Annotated in this window: 19 protein-coding genes and 1 tRNA gene; 16 read left to right on the top strand and 4 right to left on the bottom strand. The window is 66.2% G+C overall.

Features of this window, described 5'->3' with window-relative positions; all coding sequences use genetic code 11:
• The first annotated feature begins 29 nt into the window (after nt 1-29).
• The 7 genes from A5744_RS00165 (at nt 30) to A5744_RS00135 (ending at nt 6,873) form a co-directional block, all read left to right on the top strand.
• Nucleotides 30-938, top strand: a complete 909-nt coding sequence (locus A5744_RS00165; RefSeq protein ID WP_076057583.1) for a UTP--glucose-1-phosphate uridylyltransferase — start codon at nt 30-32, stop codon at nt 936-938.
• A 52-nt stretch (nt 939-990) separates the two neighbouring features.
• Nucleotides 991-2,277, top strand: coding sequence for a gephyrin-like molybdotransferase Glp (gene glp / locus A5744_RS00160; RefSeq protein ID WP_076057582.1), 1,287 nt, complete (start codon nt 991-993; stop codon nt 2,275-2,277).
• 21 nt (nt 2,278-2,298) lie between these two features.
• Nucleotides 2,299-2,952: a GNAT family protein gene (locus A5744_RS00155; protein WP_076057631.1), complete on the top strand. Its 654-nt coding sequence runs from the start codon at nt 2,299-2,301 to the stop codon at nt 2,950-2,952.
• Between the two features lie 156 nt (nt 2,953-3,108).
• The gene (gene glpR / locus A5744_RS00150; RefSeq protein WP_139331173.1) at nt 3,109-4,104 is read left to right on the top strand and encodes a gephyrin-like molybdotransferase receptor GlpR; all 996 of its coding nucleotides are present in this window, start codon (nt 3,109-3,111) and stop codon (nt 4,102-4,104) included.
• A 50-nt stretch (nt 4,105-4,154) separates the two neighbouring features.
• Nucleotides 4,155-4,227: transfer RNA gene (locus A5744_RS00145), tRNA-Ala, on the top strand.
• Between the two features lie 157 nt (nt 4,228-4,384).
• On the top strand, nt 4,385-5,044 hold the full coding sequence (locus A5744_RS24760; RefSeq protein ID WP_139331172.1) for a hypothetical protein: 660 nt from the start codon (nt 4,385-4,387) through the stop codon (nt 5,042-5,044).
• Between the two features lie 296 nt (nt 5,045-5,340).
• Nucleotides 5,341-6,873, top strand: coding sequence for a reverse transcriptase domain-containing protein (locus A5744_RS00135; protein WP_076057580.1), 1,533 nt, complete (start codon nt 5,341-5,343; stop codon nt 6,871-6,873).
• A gap of 62 nt (nt 6,874-6,935) precedes the next feature.
• On the opposite strand, the gene A5744_RS00130 is transcribed toward A5744_RS00135, so the two are convergent.
• The gene (locus tag A5744_RS00130; protein WP_076057579.1) at nt 6,936-7,676 is read right to left on the bottom strand and encodes a methyltransferase domain-containing protein; all 741 of its coding nucleotides are present in this window, start codon (nt 7,674-7,676) and stop codon (nt 6,936-6,938) included.
• Nucleotides 7,677-7,800: 124 nt separating this feature from the next.
• Between A5744_RS00130 and A5744_RS00125 the strand changes: the two genes are divergently transcribed.
• From A5744_RS00125 to A5744_RS00105, 5 genes are all read left to right on the top strand, one after another.
• Complete coding sequence (locus A5744_RS00125) at nt 7,801-8,790, top strand: permease (protein ID WP_076057629.1); 990 nt, start codon at nt 7,801-7,803, stop codon at nt 8,788-8,790.
• The gene (locus A5744_RS00120) at nt 8,787-9,503 is read left to right on the top strand and encodes a TIGR03943 family protein (RefSeq protein ID WP_076057578.1); all 717 of its coding nucleotides are present in this window, start codon (nt 8,787-8,789) and stop codon (nt 9,501-9,503) included. Before A5744_RS00125 ends, A5744_RS00120 begins: the two co-directional genes overlap by 4 nt.
• 188 nt (nt 9,504-9,691) lie before the next feature.
• Nucleotides 9,692-10,708, top strand: a complete 1,017-nt coding sequence (locus A5744_RS00115; RefSeq protein ID WP_076057628.1) for a GHMP kinase — start codon at nt 9,692-9,694, stop codon at nt 10,706-10,708.
• Nucleotides 10,696-11,313, top strand: coding sequence for an SIS domain-containing protein (locus tag A5744_RS00110; protein WP_139331171.1), 618 nt, complete (start codon nt 10,696-10,698; stop codon nt 11,311-11,313). The genes A5744_RS00115 and A5744_RS00110 overlap by 13 nt, the downstream gene beginning before the upstream one ends.
• Before the next feature lie 13 nt (nt 11,314-11,326).
• Complete coding sequence (locus tag A5744_RS00105; RefSeq protein WP_240562916.1) at nt 11,327-11,857, top strand: HAD-IIIA family hydrolase; 531 nt, start codon at nt 11,327-11,329, stop codon at nt 11,855-11,857.
• Here A5744_RS00105 and A5744_RS00100 read toward each other — a convergent pair.
• On the bottom strand, nt 11,844-12,611 hold the full coding sequence (locus A5744_RS00100) for a WecB/TagA/CpsF family glycosyltransferase (RefSeq protein ID WP_076057575.1): 768 nt from the start codon (nt 12,609-12,611) through the stop codon (nt 11,844-11,846). The two genes, A5744_RS00105 and A5744_RS00100, sit on opposite strands and share 14 nt — an antisense overlap.
• Nucleotides 12,612-12,775: 164 nt before the next feature.
• Between A5744_RS00100 and A5744_RS00095 the strand changes: the two genes are divergently transcribed.
• Genes A5744_RS00095 through A5744_RS00085 form a run of 3 tightly spaced genes read left to right on the top strand, consistent with a single transcriptional unit; the run spans nt 12,776 to nt 15,087 of the window.
• Nucleotides 12,776-13,726, top strand: a complete 951-nt coding sequence (locus A5744_RS00095; RefSeq protein WP_139331177.1) for a GNAT family N-acetyltransferase — start codon at nt 12,776-12,778, stop codon at nt 13,724-13,726.
• A 5-nt stretch (nt 13,727-13,731) separates the two neighbouring features.
• Complete coding sequence (locus A5744_RS00090) at nt 13,732-14,403, top strand: DUF5642 family protein (RefSeq protein WP_076057573.1); 672 nt, start codon at nt 13,732-13,734, stop codon at nt 14,401-14,403.
• Between the two features lie 27 nt (nt 14,404-14,430).
• Nucleotides 14,431-15,087, top strand: coding sequence for a DUF5642 family protein (locus A5744_RS00085; protein ID WP_076057572.1), 657 nt, complete (start codon nt 14,431-14,433; stop codon nt 15,085-15,087).
• 7 nt (nt 15,088-15,094) lie between these two features.
• Here A5744_RS00085 and A5744_RS00080 read toward each other — a convergent pair whose 3' ends face one another.
• Entirely contained in the window at nt 15,095-15,691 is a 597-nt protein-coding gene (locus A5744_RS00080) for an alpha-ketoglutarate-dependent dioxygenase AlkB (RefSeq protein ID WP_205866270.1), read from the bottom strand.
• 70 nt (nt 15,692-15,761) lie between these two features.
• Here A5744_RS00080 and arcA point away from each other — a divergent pair, with 70 nt between their 5' ends.
• Nucleotides 15,762-16,970: an arginine deiminase gene (gene arcA, locus A5744_RS00075; protein WP_076057570.1), complete on the top strand. Its 1,209-nt coding sequence runs from the start codon at nt 15,762-15,764 to the stop codon at nt 16,968-16,970.
• A 45-nt stretch (nt 16,971-17,015) separates the two neighbouring features.
• On the opposite strand, the gene A5744_RS00070 is transcribed toward arcA, so the two are convergent.
• On the bottom strand, nt 17,016-17,873 hold the full coding sequence (locus tag A5744_RS00070) for a DUF559 domain-containing protein (RefSeq protein ID WP_076057569.1): 858 nt from the start codon (nt 17,871-17,873) through the stop codon (nt 17,016-17,018).
• Between the last annotated feature and the right edge of the window lie 34 nt (nt 17,874-17,907).

Raw genomic sequence — 17,907 nt, 5'->3', positions numbered from 1 at the left:
CAGACTCCGTGGGGGCTATCGTTTGAACGATGTCACGCCCAGAAGTCCCGGTGCCGTTCACGGCGATCGTCCCCGCGGCCGGCCTGGGCACGCGCTTCCTGCCGGCGACGAAAACGGTGCCCAAGGAGCTGCTGCCCGTCGTCGACACGCCCGGCATCGAGCTGGTCGCGGCCGAGGCTGCCGGCGCCGGCGCCGAGCGCCTGGTGATCATCACCTCCGAGGGCAAGGACGGCGTCGTCGCGCATTTCGTCGAAGACCTGGTGCTGGAGGGCACACTCGAGGCGCGCGGCAAGAAAGCCATGCTGGACAAGGTGCGTCGGGCGCCGCAGCTGATCAAGGTCGAGTCCGTGGTGCAGGCCGAGCCGCTCGGATTGGGACACGCCGTCAGCTGCGTGGAGCCCACGCTGACGGCCGACGAGGACGCCGTCATGGTGTTGCTGCCCGACGACTTGGTGCTGCCGACCGGCGTGCTGGAGACGATGTCGAAGGTGCGCGCCGACTACGGCGGTACGGTGTTGTGCGCCATCGAGGTGACGCCCGAAGAGATCAGTGCCTACGGCGTTTTCGATGTCGAGCCGGGCCCCGGGGACAACCCAGACGTGTTGAAGGTCAACGGGATGGTCGAGAAGCCCAAACCCGAAGACGCGCCGTCGATGTATGCCGCGGCCGGCCGCTATGTGCTCGACCGTGCCGTCTTCGATGCGCTGCACCGCATCGACCGCGGGGCCGGCGGTGAGGTGCAGCTGACCGACGCGATCGCGCTGTTGATCAAAGAGGGCCACCCCGTCCATGTCGTCGTGCATCGCGGATCTCGACACGACTTGGGAAATCCCGGCGGCTACCTCAAGGCTGCGGTTGACTTTGCATTGGATCGTGACGACTACGGCCCGGAATTGCGGCGGTGGTTGGTGGCGCGATTGGGCCTGACCGAGCAGTAGCGGGCCCGGCGACGCACGGTCCCGTCAGGCTTGAGGGCAGAGAGGCGCGCTTGTGCGTTCTGTGGAGGAGCAGCTGGCCCGGATAACGGCCGCCGCGGTGGCCCCGCGTCCGATACGGGTCGCCATCGCCGAGGCGCAGGGATTGATGTGCGCCGAAGAAGTGGTCACCGAACGGCCGCTGCCCGGGTTCGACCAGGCCGCGATCGACGGCTACGCGGTGCGCAGCGTCGACGTGCTGGGCGTGGGCGAGCTGGGTACCGAGGGCGTCGACGATGCCGGTGAGCCGCTCGCCGACGAGGATGTCCGCGACGGGCTGGTCCTGCCGGTGATGGGAACCATCGAAGCCGGCGCCCGTACCCCCAGCCGGCTGCAGCCGCGCCAGGCCGTCCGGGTGCACACTGGCGCCCCGCTGCCCACGCTGGCCGACACGGTCCTGCCGCTGCGGTGGACCGACGGGGGAACTTCGCGGGTGCGGATTCTGCGCGGCGCGCCGTCGGGCGCCTATGTGCGCCGCGCCGGGGACGACGTGCAGCCCGGCGACGTTGCCGTGCGCGGCGGAACGATCATCGGGGCGGCCCAGGTGGGGCTGCTGGCGGCGGTCGGCCGGGACCGGGTGTTGGTGCACCCGCGCCCGCGGTTGTCGGTGATGGCCGTGGGCGGGGAGCTGGTCGACATCACACGGACACCGGGCAACGGGCAGGTCTACGACGTCAACTCCTACGCACTGGCGGCAGCGGGCCGGGATGCCGGCGCGGAGGTCAACCGCGTCGGGATCGTCAGCAACGACCCCAAAGAGCTGGGGGAGGTCGTCGAGGGTCAGATCAATCGCGCCGAGATCGTCGTGATCGCCGGCGGGGTCGGCGGCGCGGCCGCGGAGGCGGTGCGCTCGGTGCTGGCCGAGCTCGGCGAGATGGAGGTGGTCCGCGTCGGCATGCATCCGGGATCCGTCCAGGGCTTCGGGCAGCTGGGGCGAGAGGGCGTGCCGACGTTTCTGCTGCCGGCCAATCCGGTCAGTGCGCTGGTGGTCTTCGAGGTGATGGTCCGGCCGTTGATCCGGCTGTCGCTGGGCAAGCGGCAGCCGATGCGCCGGATCGTGCAGGCGCGCACGCTGTCGCCGATCACGTCGGTGGCCGGGCGCAAGGGTTATCTTCGCGGTCAGCTGATGCGGGATCAGGACACCGGTGAGTACCTCGTGCAGGCGCTGGGCGGGGCCCCGGGAACGTCGCATTTGTTGGCGACGCTCGCCGAAGCCAACTGCCTGGTTGTGGTTCCCAGTGGCGCCGAGCAGATTCGTACGGGTGAGATCGTCGACGTCGCCTTCCTGGCTCAGCGTGGCTGAGTGCAACGTCTGCGCCCGCCCGTGAACCTGTTGCGCACCAATGCCCGGCATCCCGGTTGGCCCTTGGACGTTGGGCCGCTGCGGGTAGCCGCGGGCGTGGTCCGCTTGCGGGCGGTGCGGATGCGCGACGGCGTGCAGTGGAGCCGCATCCGGTTGGCCGACCGCGCGCACCTGGAGCCGTGGGAGCCCAGCGCGGACGGCGATTGGGCGACCCGGCATGCTGTGTCGGCGTGGCCCGCGCTGTGTTCCGGCCTGCGCTCGGAGGCCCGGAAGGGGCGCATGCTGCCGTACGTGATCGAGCTCGACGGGCGGTTCTGCGGACAGCTGACCATCGGCAACGTCACGCACGGCGCGCTGCGCTCGGCGTGGATCGGCTACTGGGTGCCGCGGTCGGCGACCGGCGGCGGGGTGGCCACCGCGGCGTTGGCGCTGGGTCTCGACCACTGCTTCGGGCCGGTCATGTTGCATCGCGTGGAGGCCACCGTGCGTCCGGAGAACGCCGCGAGCCGGGCCGTGCTGGCCAAGGTCGGCTTCCGGGAAGAGGGTTTGCTGCGCCGCTACCTCGAGGTGGATCGCGCGTGGCGCGACCACTTGCTGATGGCGATCACCATCGAAGAGGTGTACGGGTCGGTGGCCTCGACCCTGGTCCGCTCGGGGCACGCGAGTTGGACGTAACTGGGCGCCCGTAGCTGTGGCTAGCGCGACACGAGTGACGTTTGGTGCTTGTAGGGGGCAAATTACAGGTGTGTAATTGTGCTGGTCGCTGTGACCCGGCCGCGCAGGCCGCCGATGAGCCTCGCGGGGGATCCAGGCCAGAAGGAGCAGGTCATCATGCCAAGCATCCCGCAATCGTTGTTGTGGATCTCGCTCGTGGTGCTGTGGCTGTTCGTTTTGGTGCCGATGCTCATCAGCAAACGCGACGCTGTGCGCCGCACCAGCGACGTCGCGTTGGCGACGCGGGTGCTCAACGGCGCCGGATCCCGTCTGCTTAAGCGCGCTGGTCCGGCTGCGGGTCATCGCAGCGACCCCGATTGGAAGCCGGAGGAAGACGTCGCTGACGAGGACTTCGCCGACGACGACGAGGACGCGGAGACCGAAGAGTTCCCGGATGCACGCCCGGTTGTCATGAAGGTCGAGCTCACCGAGGAGGCCGAGCCTGACTACCTGGATGTCGACGTCATCGAGGATTCGGGTGCCCTTCCGGCCGGCGCCAGCGCTGCCGACGAGGCCGATCCCGTCGACGAGACCGACGCCGAGGATGAAGAGGCCGACGACGGCGAGCAGGACGACCGCTACGAATACGTCGACGACTCTTCTGGATTGGAGCCGGAAGAGGATCCCGAAGACGACGCGGAAGCGCGGGCGGCCGTCGCATCCCCGGGCTTACGGCGGCAGCGTCGATACGACTCCAAGACCGCCGCAGCGGTCAGCGCCCGCAAATACGCTTTCCGCAAGCGCGTGCTGATGGTGATGGCCGTCGTGTTGGTCGGCTCGGCGACGGCCGCGTTCAAGGTGTCGCCGACGGCGTGGTGGGTGTGCGGCAGCGCCACCGCGGTGACGGTGCTTTACCTCGGCTATCTGCGCCGGCAAACCCGCATCGAGGAGAAGGTGCGCCGGCGCCGGATGCAGCGGATGGCCCGCGCGCGGCTCGGCGTGGAGAACGCATACGAGCGCGAGTACGACGTGGTCCCCTCGCGGTTGCGGCGCCCGGGCGCGGTGGTGCTGGAGATCGACGACGAGGATCCGATCTTCGAGCATCTCGACTACGCGATGCCCATGCGGAACTACGGGTGGCCCCGGGACTTGCCGCGAGCCGTCGGCGAGTAGTCCCTGGCGATGCTGGTGCTGCTCCGGAACTGGTAGCCTGCTAGCGGTCAGGGGCTATGGCGCAGTTGGTAGCGCGACTCGTTCGCATCGAGTAGGTCAGGGGTTCGAATCCCCTTAGCTCCACAGAGATTTGGCAGGTCAGGGCACGTTCGTTGGAATCTCGAATCAGTGTTCCCCGGGAGGCTCAGAGCCCGCAGCGCTTCTACGACAGCCCGCGTGCACGCCGAGTGGAGTAAGGCCACCCGAGCTTTTGCACCTCGGGATGCTCGCGAGGCAGTCCATGCTCGAGACCGTCCCGCAGACGCTGAATCTGGCGTTCCTCCCACTCCCGCATGGCGACAAGCTCGTCAGAAATTGCGCCGAGTTCTCTGCACTGATCGGCTTTGCGGCCACAAATGCAGTCATCGTCGCGGTGAGGATCACAGTCATGAATCCTTGCCGCCCGCCACAATGCCGCCAGCGCGTAGTCTCGTGCACGGTATGCACTATCGCGCTTAGAGCACGCCTCGCGGACCTTCTCATCCGCCAGCCATTCTTCGACTGCGGGGTTAAGTTCGCTCCGTCTGATCGCGTCGCGCAAATCTGCAATCACCACTTCCCGCTCTGCGATTGTTCGGTCTCGCATCACGATTTCGTTCCGGAGCTCCTGTTGCGCGGCTTCGCTACGCTGAGCATCGGCTGCCCGGTCCTCCCGGCATATTTCAAGCTCAGACCAGTACAGACTGGCATGGTCTTTTTGCCGCAGCTCCTTTTGGCGCTGATTGCTGCCCACGTGACGCGCACAACCCCGACAGACGACATGGTCACTCTTTGCTTTGAACACGAACTCCTGCTCAAGACGGCAGCATTCGCATCGCGTGGTTACAGGACGGTGGAGCGGGTGGTCGTGCATGGGAGACATGCTTTCCTCGGGACGATGCTTCCGAGATTGTCGCACTAGGCACCGACGGATCAGAGGCGAACGCGCTCGCCACGCCCGGCTAGAAACCGTGCGGGCTAACAGCCGCATCGGGCGAGTGTTCATGGATGCAGCCCATTGATAGGATTCGGGCAGGCTCCAAGAGGGGCTAGGCTTCGCGTCAATAGTAGGTGGGGTACCGGTTGATCGCCGCCTACCTGCTCGACGCTTCGGACGAGAGCCCGGGGCAGCGTAATTGCATAATTTCCTTGGCGCGAGTAGCCGGTTAGGGGTCGGGCGTTCCGCCTGGCCCCTAAACTCGTTTTAGGGGAGTTGGCGTGTGGTGGAAGTTGCAACAGGCAATCGAATCGGCGGCCAATCGGCGGATTCAGAACCATGAGCGATATGCGAAATGGGTATTCGACGAAAATGTACGCAGAGCGCGGCGCTGTGTCGGCGATCCCACGCGCTTACGTGTGCAGCGTCCGCCGCTTTGGGATATTTCGCCGGGTTTTGATCCCTATCGGGTTCGCGCTCACGCTTCTTCAATCGCACATTCTATGACGAGTCGTTTGAAGCGCGCGAACTATGCCCCTTTCGAGCCTGCTCAGTTCGAACTCGATAAACCTGGCGGGGGAACGCGGACTGTAACTGCATTTCAGATTGCCGACGAAGTCATATCGTACAGACTATTGCAATCGCTTTCGCGCAAAAATCTGTCGCGGATGAGCGCCCGAGCATTCGCATATCGAGCTGGGCTATCGCCGCACGACGCGCTCGCTTACGCGAGGCAAGAGCTTGAAGGCAAGCATCGACTGTTCATTGCTGAATATGATTTTACCAAATATTTCGATCGAATCGATCATAAATTCCTCTATGAGTCGTTAGATGATCTGGGCATTATCCGAACGTCACTCGAAGACAGGTTAATACATGCTTTTCTAGATACACCGATCCCGCATTTGGTAAAAACAGAATCCGGGCAACTCCGACCATCGGGCAAGGCCGGCTTGGCTCAAGGGACCTCGGTGAGTTTGTTTTTGGCGAATATCGCCGCTACCAAGTTAGATCGAGCACTTGAACGGCTGGGGGTTGGATTCGTGCGGTATGCGGACGATACATTGATATGGAGCCCTGACTATAGCCGCATTTGCATGGCGGCAGAAGTGCTGCACGAAGCGGCCGAGCAAATAGGTACCCCGATAAATGTGGCCAAGAGTCCGGGCATACGTCTATTGGTCCGGCATCCAGAAGCGCAAACTGAACTTAAAAATACAATTGCAGTCGACTACTTAGGGCATTCGCTCGGTCTCGGCCAGGTGCGAATGCGCGAGTCCGCCGTTACTAGGATCAAGACAAAGATTGGCGGCCTGATCTACAACAATTTATTACGTGAACCGATGGCGCGTAGACAGTCGGCGCGCCAGCTTACCGGCAATGACCGCGACTATATCACTTGTATATTGCAAATTAGAAGGTATATGTATGGACCTCTTGGCGAAGCTGAAGTTCGTCGGTTTATACAAGGTTCGATACCCTTTATGTCATTCGAAGGCGTGATGGCTTTCTTCCCTTTAGTCAACGACATCGAGCAGTTGTCACATCTCGACGGCTGGCTGTCGAATCAGATTTGGCTTGCCTTGGGTCGTCGCCAACAGCTTTTAATCCAACAAGGGCTACCTACGCCGAAACCGATGGGCTTGTCTAAGCAAGAGTTGATCGGATTTACAACTGTGTCGTCAACTACCCGCCGGACGGTAGACTTACGCCTGCCGAGCTTTATTCGCGTCGCAAAAGTCGTTAAACGTGCGACTCAGACGTACGGATTCGGAGTGGTACCAGGCGGCAACTCGCTATATCTCTACGACTAGCGGTAACCAGTACCAAAACTTGGTTCGCTGGCGTTTAAAGATTAGCAATTCAGTAAGGCCCTTCAACCCGACTTTCGGGCGGCGACGAACTGCAGGGCGCGCTGTGTCTGCTGTTCGATGTCGACCAGGCCGGCCAACGAAAACAAGTCGACAAAGGCAGCCCGGTCGAACATCGTGAGCCCGATTGCGCGTGCGCCGACCGTCAGGGCGCGGCGGAGCGGCGCCACCTCGCGGGAGTAACTGGTAAGGATCGCGATGCGGCCCCCGGGTTTGAGCACCCGCATCATCTCGCGAGCGACCCCGAACGGCTCGGGCATCAGATACAGCGCGCCGAAACAGCAGACAGCGTCGAACGTTTCATCGCCGAACGGCAATTTGCGCGCATCGCCGCGGACATAACACGTCTGCGGTCCGCTGTTGTCGAGCACGGCCCGAGTCAGCATCGGCTCCGAAATATCGAATCCCACGGCAAGGCCGTCATCGGGTAGTTGCTCGGCGAGCGGCGCCGTGAAATTGCCTGGGCCGCAAGCGACGTCGAGTAATCGCTGAGCGGTAGACAGGCGCAGGGCTGATGCCGCGCGCTGTTGCTCGGCGCCGTGGGTGACGCCACTGGCGAGGTAGAAAGCCGTCGGCCGCCACAGCCGCTCGTACACGGTCGCGACGAACGGACTGTTCATTGCGCGTTGAGCAACCGTCGGAACCGGAGAACTCGTCGATTCCCCTAACACATCGAGAAAGCCGTGCCGCAGCACCGCAGTCTCGTCGAGGAGGCCACGCGTCAACTCGACCGGATCCTGGCTCATTTGTTCCGACGCTAGTGGGCGTCGTCGCCTTGTCCCCGCCCCGGGTGCGGCGAAGCGGCCCCGCAAGTGATAATCGTTTTCATTCCATGAATCGCTCCGTGATGTTCGTGCCCGGGTGGACCCGATGAGCGCCGCGCGCGTCCTGCGCGTCGGCTCGATGGAAGTCCTTGTCGCCGGTTTGGTGGCGTTCACAATCGCCGGAACATGGCTGCGTGCCAGCGTCGCGCGCAGCGACACGTTGGCCACCGCGGGCACCGTCTTCTGCGGGGTCTTCGTCCAGGCGCTGCCCTTCCTGGGATTGGGGGTTCTGGTCAGCGGATTGATCGCGGTGTTCCTGCCACCCGAACAGCTGGTGCGATGGCTACCCCGCCGCCCCGCATCGGCGGTCGTCGCGGCTGGCCTGGCCGGGGCCGCGCTGCCCGGATGCGAGTGCGGGTCGGTCCCGGTGGCGCGGCGCCTGTTCGGCGACGGCGGAGCGGCGGGAGCGGCGGCGCTGACGTTCATGCTCGCCGCACCGGCCATCAATCCGGTTGTGGTGGTCGCGACGGCCGTCGCCTTTCCCGGTCAGCCGAAAATGGTGATCGCGCGGGTGGGCGCGTCACTGCTGACCGCCCTCGTGATGGGGTTGGTGTGGTCACGCTGCGGTCGCACCGAGTGGATCACCCGCCGGCTGCCACCGAACGCCACGCACACATCGGGATCCAGGTGGCAGCAATTCAGCGAAGTCGCCCGGCAGGACTTCCTCCAGGGCGCGGCCTACCTCGTCATCGGAGCCGCCGCCGCCGCGGCACTACACGTTGCGGTGCCTGCGCGGATCTTCGAGCACGTCGGCGCGCACTTGATCCTCGGCGTCATCGTGATGGCCGCGCTGGCGGTGGCGCTCGCGGTGTGCTCGGAGGCCGACGCGTTCGTGGCCTCCAGCCTGACGATGGTTCCCCTGGTGCCTCGGCTGGTGTTCCTGGTGGTGGGTCCGGCCGTTGATGTCAAGCTGCTCGCGATGCAGTCCGGCATGTTCGGTCGGGCGTTCGCCGCCCGGTTCGCCCCCGCCACGTTGGTGGTCGCCGTCGCCGCGGCGACCCTTGTCGGCATGCTGTTGCTCGGCTCAGCGGCATGAGGCGCGAAACCGAGAACACCATCCTGCTGCTGGTGGGGCTGAGCATCGGCATGATCACGCTCACCGGCGCGTTCACCCGCTACGTCAAGCCGTCGCTGTTGCCCTGGTTGGCGCTCACCGCCGTCCTCACCGTCGGGTTCGCGCTGGCGGCCATCATCGGCGACATCCGCCGCGGCGGGCCGGGACACGACGGCCACGACGCGGACGGCCATTCCCACCGCACCGGCGTTGTATGGCTGCTCGTCGTGCCCATCGTCGTCCTGATCTTTGTCACGCCTCCGCCGTTGCGGCCACAAGCCGCCACCCGGGTGACGAATGTGTCCAATGACGTTCTGCGCCGGGCATTTCCGCCACTGCCACCCGGTCGAGCCCCCGACGTCTCGCTGCCCGACGTCGTGATGCGCGCGGCCAACGACAGCTCGGGGTCGCTGACCAACCGGCTGATCACGGTGACCGGGTTTGTCCTCAACGAACCGGGCGGCGTCGACCTTGCCCGCATCGTCATCATCTGCTGCGCCGCCGACGCCCAACTCGCGCGGATCCATCTGCGCGACCACGACGGCGGCGCCGCCACAAAGTTCCCCGACAACACCTGGTTGCGGGTCGAGGGCGAGGTGATCCCCGCGGTTCGGCAGCCGCACACGCCGCCGATCCCGACGTTGCGGGCCGTCACGATCACGCCGGTGAACCCTCCGGCAAACCAGTACGCCTGAAGGCCCGAGTCCGGCAAAAGCGCAACGCACCTGCGGGTTCGTTGATACTCTGTGCCGGTTCCTTCGTGGCAAACCGGTGTTTTGGCACGCCGGCATGAACTGTTCGTGAGGTGGTTGTGATGAACGCGTACCTCATGGACAGTGATTCGCAGCAACCGCTGAGCGAACCGCGTCGAAAGAGGATGTCCATGGCAGCTCCTCGAATCCGCGCCCGGGCGCCGTTGCGGATCTCGTTCGCGGGAGGCGGCACCGATGTGCCACCGTTCCCGGCGACCGAAGGCGGCTGCGTCCTGTCGGCGACGATCGACCGCTACGCGCAGGGCTCCCTGACCCCGCGCACCGATCGTGTCGTCACCGTCGAGTCGGTGGACTTCAAGACCACCACCGAGATGAGCCTCGACAGCGAGATCCTCTACGACGGCAGCCTCGATCTGATCAAGGCGGCGGTGCGGCGGTTCGGCCGCGACGGCACGGACGGCTACGACATGGTGCTGCGGTCGAGCGCTCCGCCGGGCTCGGGGCTGGGCTCCTCGTCGACGATGATGGTGGCGCTCACCGGCATGCTCGCCGAGCACTACGGCGTCCCGATGGGCGAATACGAAACCGCCCAGCTAGCCTGCGCCATCGAACGCGAAGACCTGGGCATTACCGGCGGCATGCAGGACATGTACGCCGCGACGTTCGGCGGATTCAACTTCATCGAGTTCACCGATCGGGTGATCGTCAATCCGTTGCGCATTCGCGACGAGATCGCCTACGAGCTCGAGATGAGCCTGCTGCTGTGCTTCACCGGCATCACGCGCGACTCCGCACGAGTGATCGACGACCAAACACGCCGCGCCACAACGGGTGCCGATGACACGCTCGCCGGACTGCGCGCCCAGAAGGAACTCGCCGTCGCCATGAAGGCCGCCCTGCTGACGGGTAAGCTCACCGATTTCGGTGCGCTGCTCGGCGAAGCGTGGACCCAGAAGAAACGCATGTCGCCCTACATCACCAACGAGCGCATCGACGAGCTCTACGACCTCGCCCTGAAAAACGGCGCGCTCGGCGGCAAGATCACCGGCGCGGGCGGGGGCGGCTACATCCTGCTGTTCTGCGACTTCGCCAAAAAGCATCGGCTGATCGAAACCCTCGAGTCCGCCGGGGCCACCATCACCGAATTCGCCTTCGAGAGCAAGGGATTGACCACATGGCTGGCATGAGCATGTCGGACGTCGTCCCACCCAGCGCCGCGACAGTGCAGGAGAGATTGGCCGACACGATCGCGGTCAAGCGCCAGATGCTGGACGGGGATTTCGCCGCGCAGACCGTCGAGGTGGCGCGGGCCATGATCGACTCCCTGCGCTCCGGCGGCAAGGTGATCTTCTTCGGCAACGGCGGGTCGGCGCAAGACGCCGGCCATCTGGCCGCAGAACTCATGGGCCGCTTCGCTTTTGACCGCCCCGGCCTTGCCGCGCTCAGCCTCGCCGACGCGACGGCGGCGATGACGGCGATCGGCAACGACTACTCCTACGACGAGGTGTTCACCCGCCAGGTGCTCGCCGCCGGTCGCCCGGGAGATGTGGTGGTCGGGCTCAGCACGTCCGGCAATTCACCGAACGTCGTTCGCGCGCTCGAGGCGGCCGGCCAGGCCGGGATGACGACCGTGGTCCTCACCGGCGCGCGGGGCGGGAAGGTGGCCGGCCTGGCCGACATCTGTATCCGGGTGCCAAGTGACGACACCGGGCGGATCCAGGAGGCATGCCTGCACTTGGGTCACACGATTTGCGAAATGGTTGAGGCGGCACTGTTTTCGCGACCCGCCTGAGGCCGTCCTGACGATGGACCTGCGGCGCGTGCGCACCGTCTTCCTCGACCGGGACGGGACCATCAACGTCAAGGCCGCCGAGGGCGAGTACGTCAAATCGCCGGAAGAGCTGGTGCTGCTGCCCGGGGCGGCCGAGGCGCTGGCCGCACTCAACGCGGCAGGTATACGCACCGTCTTGGTGACCAACCAGCGTTGGCTCTCCGAACCGTCCGCTGACCCAGCACATTTCGACGCCATCCAGAGTCGTCTGCAAGAACTCCTAGCGGCCGAAGGCGCCCACCTCGACGCCGCCTACCATTGCCCGCACGCGGCGGATAGCTGCGACTGCCGAAAGCCGCTGGGCGGCATGTTGTTCCGCGCGGCACGGGAACACGGCTTCGATCTGGCCGAATCGGTGATGATCGGCGACAGTGAGGCCGACGTGCTGGCGGGCCGGGCCGCCGGCGCGGCGACCGTCCTGCTGCGCCCCGGCGGCGGAGAAGTGGCGAACGCCGACGCCGTGGTCGACGACCTCGCCGCGGCCGTACGGCTCATCCTCGCCTAAGCCGTTGGGCCGCAGACCGAGTCACCAGCGCGAGGGCGAACGGCAGATCGTCGCGGAGATACCTGCCAGCCAGCCGCCGCGGCTCCTGCAGCAACCTGTGTAACCACTCGAAGCCCAGTCGTTGCATCACCGGCGACGCGCGACGAACCACTCCCGCGGCCATTGAGATGCCCCCGCCGCAGGCCAGGCACCACGCATTGGGCAGTTCCTGCCGTAGTTGTTCGATGAGGTGCTCCTGCCTGGGAAAGCCCAAGCCGACAAACACCAGATCGGGTTCGGCCGCCGCGACGGCGGAGATCGCCTCCCGCGCTCCGCTCTCGGTCCGGTCGAAGCCGAACTCCGGTGACTGAGTGCCCGCGATGCGCAAGCCGGCGAACCGGGCGGCGAGCGCCTCGGCGGCCTTCTGCGGCACCCCGTCGGCGCCGCCGAACAGGTAGACCGACTTTCCGTCGGCGGCCGCCGCCCCGCAGAGCGTGGATATCAGTGACGACCCCGCGACTCGCTCCGGGAGCCGCTCACCCTTCATCCGCGCCGCCCACACCAGCGGCATCCCGTCGGCGACGACAAGCGATGCCCTCGCGATGAGGTCGCCGAGCGCGCCGTCGCGGCTGGCCGCCCGGGCCACGTCGACGTTCACCGGGACGATCGAGCCGCCTTGGTCCGCGGCCCAGGACTTGCGCACGACGTCGACGACCTCGTGTTCGGTCAGCGCATCGAACCAGAGATCGCCCACCTGGATCCTGGTTGGCCGCATGTCTTCAGATTCTCACCGCAAGCCCGCCGAAATTTCGCGGAACTGGGCACATTGTTGCTGCGTCAGCGGCAAACGCCCTAACCTGTAGCGGGCCGCAATTCGTTGATCGGCGGGATGTTGCAGTGGCCGGATTGACCGGTGCGCGAGTCGAAGAACTCGCGACGATGGACGTCTTCGAGGGATGCCCCGCCGAGGACTTAGCGCCGCTGGCCGCGACCCTTCAGCCGCTGCGCGCCGCGGCGGGCCAGGTGCTGATGCGGCAAGGGGAGCAGGCGGTTTCGTTCCTGCTGATCTCGTCGGGCGCTGCCGAAATCAAGCATGTCGGTTACGACGGCACGGTGGCCGTCGGGGAGGCATCCGCGGGCACGATCATCGGGGAAATCGCCCTGCTGCGCGACATCCCGCGGATCGCGACGGTCACCACGGCCGACCCGCTGACCGGCTGGATCGGTGACAACGACGCGTTCACCCGGATGCTGCACATCCCCGGGGTGATGCCGCGGCTGCTGCGCACCGTCCGCCAGCGGCTCGCGGCGTTCATCACCCCGATCCCGGTGCGCGTCCGCGACGGCAGCGACCTACTGTTGCGCCCGGTGCTGCCCGGCGACGACGAGCGTACGGTGCACGGTCACATCCAATTCTCCAGCGAGACGCTGTATCGCCGGTTCATGACGGCCCGGCTGCCCAGTCCGGCGTTGATGCACTACCTGGCCGAGGTCGACTACGTCGACCACTTCGTCTGGGTGATGACCGACGGCAGCGACCCGGTGGCCGACGCGCGATTCGTTCGCGACGAGACCGACCCCACGATCGCAGAGATCGCGTTCACCGTCGCCGACGCCTACCAGGGCCGGGGGATCGGTAGCTTCCTGATCGGTGCGCTGTCCATCGCCGCCCGCGTCGACGGCGTCGAAAGGTTCTCCGCGCGAATGCTTTCCGACAACCTGCCGATGCGCACCATCATGGACCGCTACGGCGCGGTCTGGCAGCGCGAAGACGTCGGCGTCATCACCACCGTCATCGATGTGCCGCGCCGGCGCGACCTGCACCTCAAGCGTGAGATGGCCGACCAGATCGAGCGCGTTGCCCGCCAGGTGATCGAGGCGGTCGGCTAAAGCGCATGCGGCCGTTGTGGATTGGCGTGGCGCTCACCCTGCTGGTTAGCGCGTGCGCCCATTCACACTCACCCAAACCGCCGGCGTCACCCTCGTCGTCGGCGCACGGCGTCGCCGTCAACCCCGCCAACATCAAGCGGGTGGTACGCGAGCTGCCGCCCAACTACGAGGTCACCACCAACATCCCCGGTGCGGCCTCGCCGACAGTGATCTGGGGCCTCGGAGCCGACGCGGCGGCCAAGCCGGCGCGGTGCGCGGCACTCGCCGACCCGGGCAACGGGCACGGCGGATCCGCGCAAGGGTTGTCCGCGTCGGGGGCGGGCGGGATCGTCGACACGGTCGTCGTTGCATTGCCCGGCCCGGTGGACCTCGACCACAACCTGGTCGCGGCGTGCGGGCAGTGGACCATGACGTCCGGACAAACCACGGTCGCTGTTCACCTCACCGACGCCCCGCACATCTACGGCGCCGAGACGGTCGGCATGGTGGCCGATATCAAGGCTTCCGTCGAGGCGGGCACCGAAATCGATTCGCGTGCATACACATTCACCGCGTACCTGGGCGGCTACTACGCGTTCACCACGCTGATCACCGACCCCGGGTCGGCGTTGCCGGCGCTGCCACCCCAATTCGCCGCCGATCTTCTCGTCAAAACGGTGTCCACGTTACGCAGCTGAGCAACGGGGTTGGGTAGATTGGCCACGATGTTCAAGGTGGTGTCGGCGATCGCATCCGTCTGCGTGCTCGCCGGCTGCTCATCGGGTTCGGACGCCGCCTCGACGAGGGCCGACATCGCCAAAGTCTCCGGGGTGAAGTCGAGCTTCGGGCCGGAGTTCAAGGTCGCCGATATCAGCGAAAGGGCAATCGATCCCAAGTTCCTGTCCGCCCGCAAGCTGCCCGACGGCCTGAGTTTCGATCCCCCCAACTGCGCGAAAACCGCGCTTGGCCCGGCCATGCCCCCGGACTTGCAGGGCAATATGGCCGCGGTGTCCGCCGAGGGCAACGGCGACCGCTACGTCGTCATCGCGGTGGAAACCTCCAAGCCGGTGCCGGTCGAGGATCCGGCGAAGGACTGCAGCAAGGTGGCGTTTTCCGGGGGCCAGGTGCGCGGCGGACTCGAGGTGATCGACGCCCCGCACATCGACGGGACGCACACGTTCGGGGTGCACCGCGTGTTGCAGGCGCTCGTCGGAAACACGGCCCACACCGGCGAGTTGTACGACTACTCCGCCCAGTTCGGCACCTACCAGGTGATCGTCATCGCCAATCCGCTTGTGGTGCCCGATCAGCCGGTCGCGAAAGTGGACACACAGCGTGCCCGCGACCTGCTCGTCAAGGCGGTGGCCGCGGTTCGCAGCTGACTCGGCCCTAGCGGACGTCGCGGGGGCGGAACTGGATGCTGACGCGCGGACCGGTTGGCGTCGCCGTCTTCGGCACCGAGTGTTCCCAGGTGCGTTGGCATGATCCGCCCATCACCAGCAGGTCGCCGTGCGCCTGCGGCAGTCGCAGCGACGGGCCGCCGCCGCGGCGGCGCATCGCGAAAGTGCGTGTGGCGCCGAGGCTGACGATGGCCACCATGGTGTCTTCCGAGCTGCTTCGGCCGATGGTGTCGCCGTGCCAGGCAACGCTGTCGGAGCCGTCGCGATAGCAGCACAACCCCACCGTGGTGAAGGGCTCGCCGAGCTCGCCGGCGTAGATGTCGTTGAGCCGTCGGCGCAGCCGCGCCAGGCGAGGGTGCGGTGGGTCTTCGACCGCGAGGTCGTGAAAGCTCACCAGCCGCGGGACGTCGACCACGCGGTCGTACATGTGGCGGCGTTCGGCCCGCCACGGCACGGTGGACAGCAACGCGGTGAGCAGGTCGTCGGCGTCGGTCAGCCAGCCGGCGCGCAGCTCGATGAACGCGCCGTCGCCGAGTTGTCTGCGCTCGGTGTGTTGGAACAGCGAGCCCTGGACCGTGACGCTCACGGGCGCCAGTCTATCGCACATCCGTTCGATCGAGAGGAGAGCGGCCCGGCGACCGACTACCGTTTTAACCGTGGGTGTTGAGCTGAGCACCGAGTCCGAAGTGGGCACGCTACGCGTCGCCATCCTGCACCGCCCCGGCGCCGAGTTGGGGCGACTCAATCCGCGCAACAGCGACCAGCTGCTGTTCGACGGGTTGCCGTGGGTCGCTCGCGCGCAGGAGGAGCACGATCAGTTCGCCGAGCTGCTGCGGTCGCGCGGGGTGGAAGTGTTGCTGCTGTCCGACCTGCTGACCGAGGCGCTCAACCACAGCGGGGCCGCCCGGATGCAGGGTGTTGCCGCCGCGGTCGATGCGCGCCGGCTCGGTGCGCCTCTGGCGCAAGAACTTTCGGCCTATCTGCGCGGGCTCGACCCGGTCCGCCTCGCGAATGTCCTCATGGCGGGCATGACGTTCAACGAACTCCCGGCCGACACCCGCACCGACGTGTCGTTGGTGCTTCGCATGCACCACGGCGCGGACTTCGTTATCGAGCCCTTGCCGAACCTGGTGTTCACCCGGGACTCGTCGATCTGGATCGGACCGCGGGTCGTGATCCCGACGCTTGCGCTGCGGGCCCGCGTTCGCGAGGCGTCGCTGACCGACCTCATCTACGCGCATCACCCGCGGTTCACCGGTGTGCGGCGCGCCTACGAGTCGCGCACCGCTCCGGTCGAGGGCGGCGACGTGCTGTTGCTCGCTCCGGGTGTGCTCGCCGTCGGCGTGGGCGAGCGGACCACGCCCGCCGGTGCGGAAGCGTTGGCGCGCAGCCTATTTGACGACGACCTCGCCAACACCGTGCTGGCCGTGCCGATCGCTCAGAAACGCGCGCAGATGCACCTGGACACGGTGTGCACGATGGTCGACACCGACACCGTGGTGATGTATGCCAACGTCGTCGACACGCTCTCGGCCTTCACCATCCAGCGCACGCCCGACGGCGTCACGATCAGCGACGAAACGCCGTTCCTCGAGGCGGCCGCCAAGGCGATGGAGATCGACAAGCTGCGCGTTATCGATACCGGTCTCGATCCCGTCGTCGCCGAACGCGAGCAGTGGGACGACGGCAACAACACGTTGGCTCTGACGCCCGGGGTCGTCGTCGCCTACGAACGCAACATGCAGACCAATAGCCGCCTGCAGGACGCCGGCATTGAAGTGCTGACCATCGCGGGCTCGGAATTGGGTACCGGCCGCGGCGGCCCCCGCTGCATGTGCTGCCCGGTCGCCCGCGACCCGGTGTAGCCTTTCGCGCCGAGATTGCCGTCATGGTCGCGATCGGCGTGCGAATCACAGCCCTCCCGGCAATCTCGGCGCAGAACGGCGCGCCAGCGCGTCGCGCGCCCGCTGCACGACGACGTTGGGCCGGTCCTCGTTGATCACCCTGATCACGTGCCAGCCGAGGCGACTGACCATCTCAGCTCGCCGGATGTCCTTCACGTATTGCCTTCGATCGGTTCGGTGTTGGTCCCCGTCGTATTCGATTGCGACCATCGGCCCCTCCCATCCCATGTCGAGGTACGCGACGAGCTGTCCATCGGTGACGCGAATCTGCGTGACGGGCTGGGGTAGGCCGGCGTCGATGAGGACCATTCGCAACCAGCTTTCCTTCGGGGACTGTGCCCCGCCGTCCATTAACGCGAGAGGTACCTGGCATCGGCGCACACCGCGTGCCCCCTTATGACGAACTATTAAAGGGGCCACGTCTGCCGCGGTGACGCCGGTCGCCGCCGACAGCGCGTCGAGGTGGGCGACCGCGACGGCGGGCGGCAGATGCCTGGCCAGATCGAACGCCGTGCGCGCAAGACCGGTCACAGGGAGGCCGTGCAGTTCGACGACGTCCTCACCGCCGATGCGTTCGCGGCGAATAATCGTGCCGGGAGGTGGATGGTTGAACGGTCCGACAATCTCTATCGGGGTGAAATCGTCGATCCACTTGGCTCCGTGGAGCGCAGCGGCGGCACGTCCGGCGATGATGCCGCGCCGTCCCGACCACAGCCACGCCGCTTGGGCGTTGTCCCGCAACGACCTGACCCCATTTTTCGGCAGGTACACGTTGCGATGGATTCGCCGGTAGTTCCAGCGCAGTTGGCCGCGGGTCAGCGCGCCGCACGCGACTGCCTCCGTCCCGCGAAATACCCCCGCCACGCGCTCATGATGCTTGCGGTGACCGACAACCCGC

Origin of the sequence: Mycobacterium sp. IS-1264, from assembly GCF_001954195.1 — a bacterium.
Taxonomy (GTDB): domain Bacteria; phylum Actinomycetota; class Actinomycetes; order Mycobacteriales; family Mycobacteriaceae; genus Mycobacterium.
This window is presented reverse-complemented; position numbering and strand designations above follow the sequence as displayed.

Coding starts and splice junctions, on each gene's coding strand:
- A5744_RS00085 (WP_076057572.1), top strand. CDS start 14,431: ATGTTCAAGGTGGTGTCGGCGATCGCATCCGTCTGCGTGCTCGCCGGC.
- A5744_RS00165 (WP_076057583.1), top strand. CDS start 30: ATGTCACGCCCAGAAGTCCCGGTGCCGTTCACGGCGATCGTCCCCGCG.
- A5744_RS00105 (WP_240562916.1), top strand. CDS start 11,327: ATGGACCTGCGGCGCGTGCGCACCGTCTTCCTCGACCGGGACGGGACC.
- A5744_RS00130 (WP_076057579.1), bottom strand. CDS start 7,676: ATGAGCCAGGATCCGGTCGAGTTGACGCGTGGCCTCCTCGACGAGACT.
- A5744_RS00095 (WP_139331177.1), top strand. CDS start 12,776: ATGGACGTCTTCGAGGGATGCCCCGCCGAGGACTTAGCGCCGCTGGCC.
- A5744_RS00090 (WP_076057573.1), top strand. CDS start 13,732: ATGCGGCCGTTGTGGATTGGCGTGGCGCTCACCCTGCTGGTTAGCGCG.
- A5744_RS00120 (WP_076057578.1), top strand. CDS start 8,787: ATGAGGCGCGAAACCGAGAACACCATCCTGCTGCTGGTGGGGCTGAGC.
- A5744_RS00100 (WP_076057575.1), bottom strand. CDS start 12,611: ATGCGGCCAACCAGGATCCAGGTGGGCGATCTCTGGTTCGATGCGCTG.
- A5744_RS24760 (WP_139331172.1), top strand. CDS start 4,385: ATGCTCGAGACCGTCCCGCAGACGCTGAATCTGGCGTTCCTCCCACTC.
- A5744_RS00115 (WP_076057628.1), top strand. CDS start 9,692: ATGGCAGCTCCTCGAATCCGCGCCCGGGCGCCGTTGCGGATCTCGTTC.
- A5744_RS00125 (WP_076057629.1), top strand. CDS start 7,801: ATGAGCGCCGCGCGCGTCCTGCGCGTCGGCTCGATGGAAGTCCTTGTC.
- glpR (WP_139331173.1), top strand. CDS start 3,109: ATGCCAAGCATCCCGCAATCGTTGTTGTGGATCTCGCTCGTGGTGCTG.
- A5744_RS00110 (WP_139331171.1), top strand. CDS start 10,696: ATGGCTGGCATGAGCATGTCGGACGTCGTCCCACCCAGCGCCGCGACA.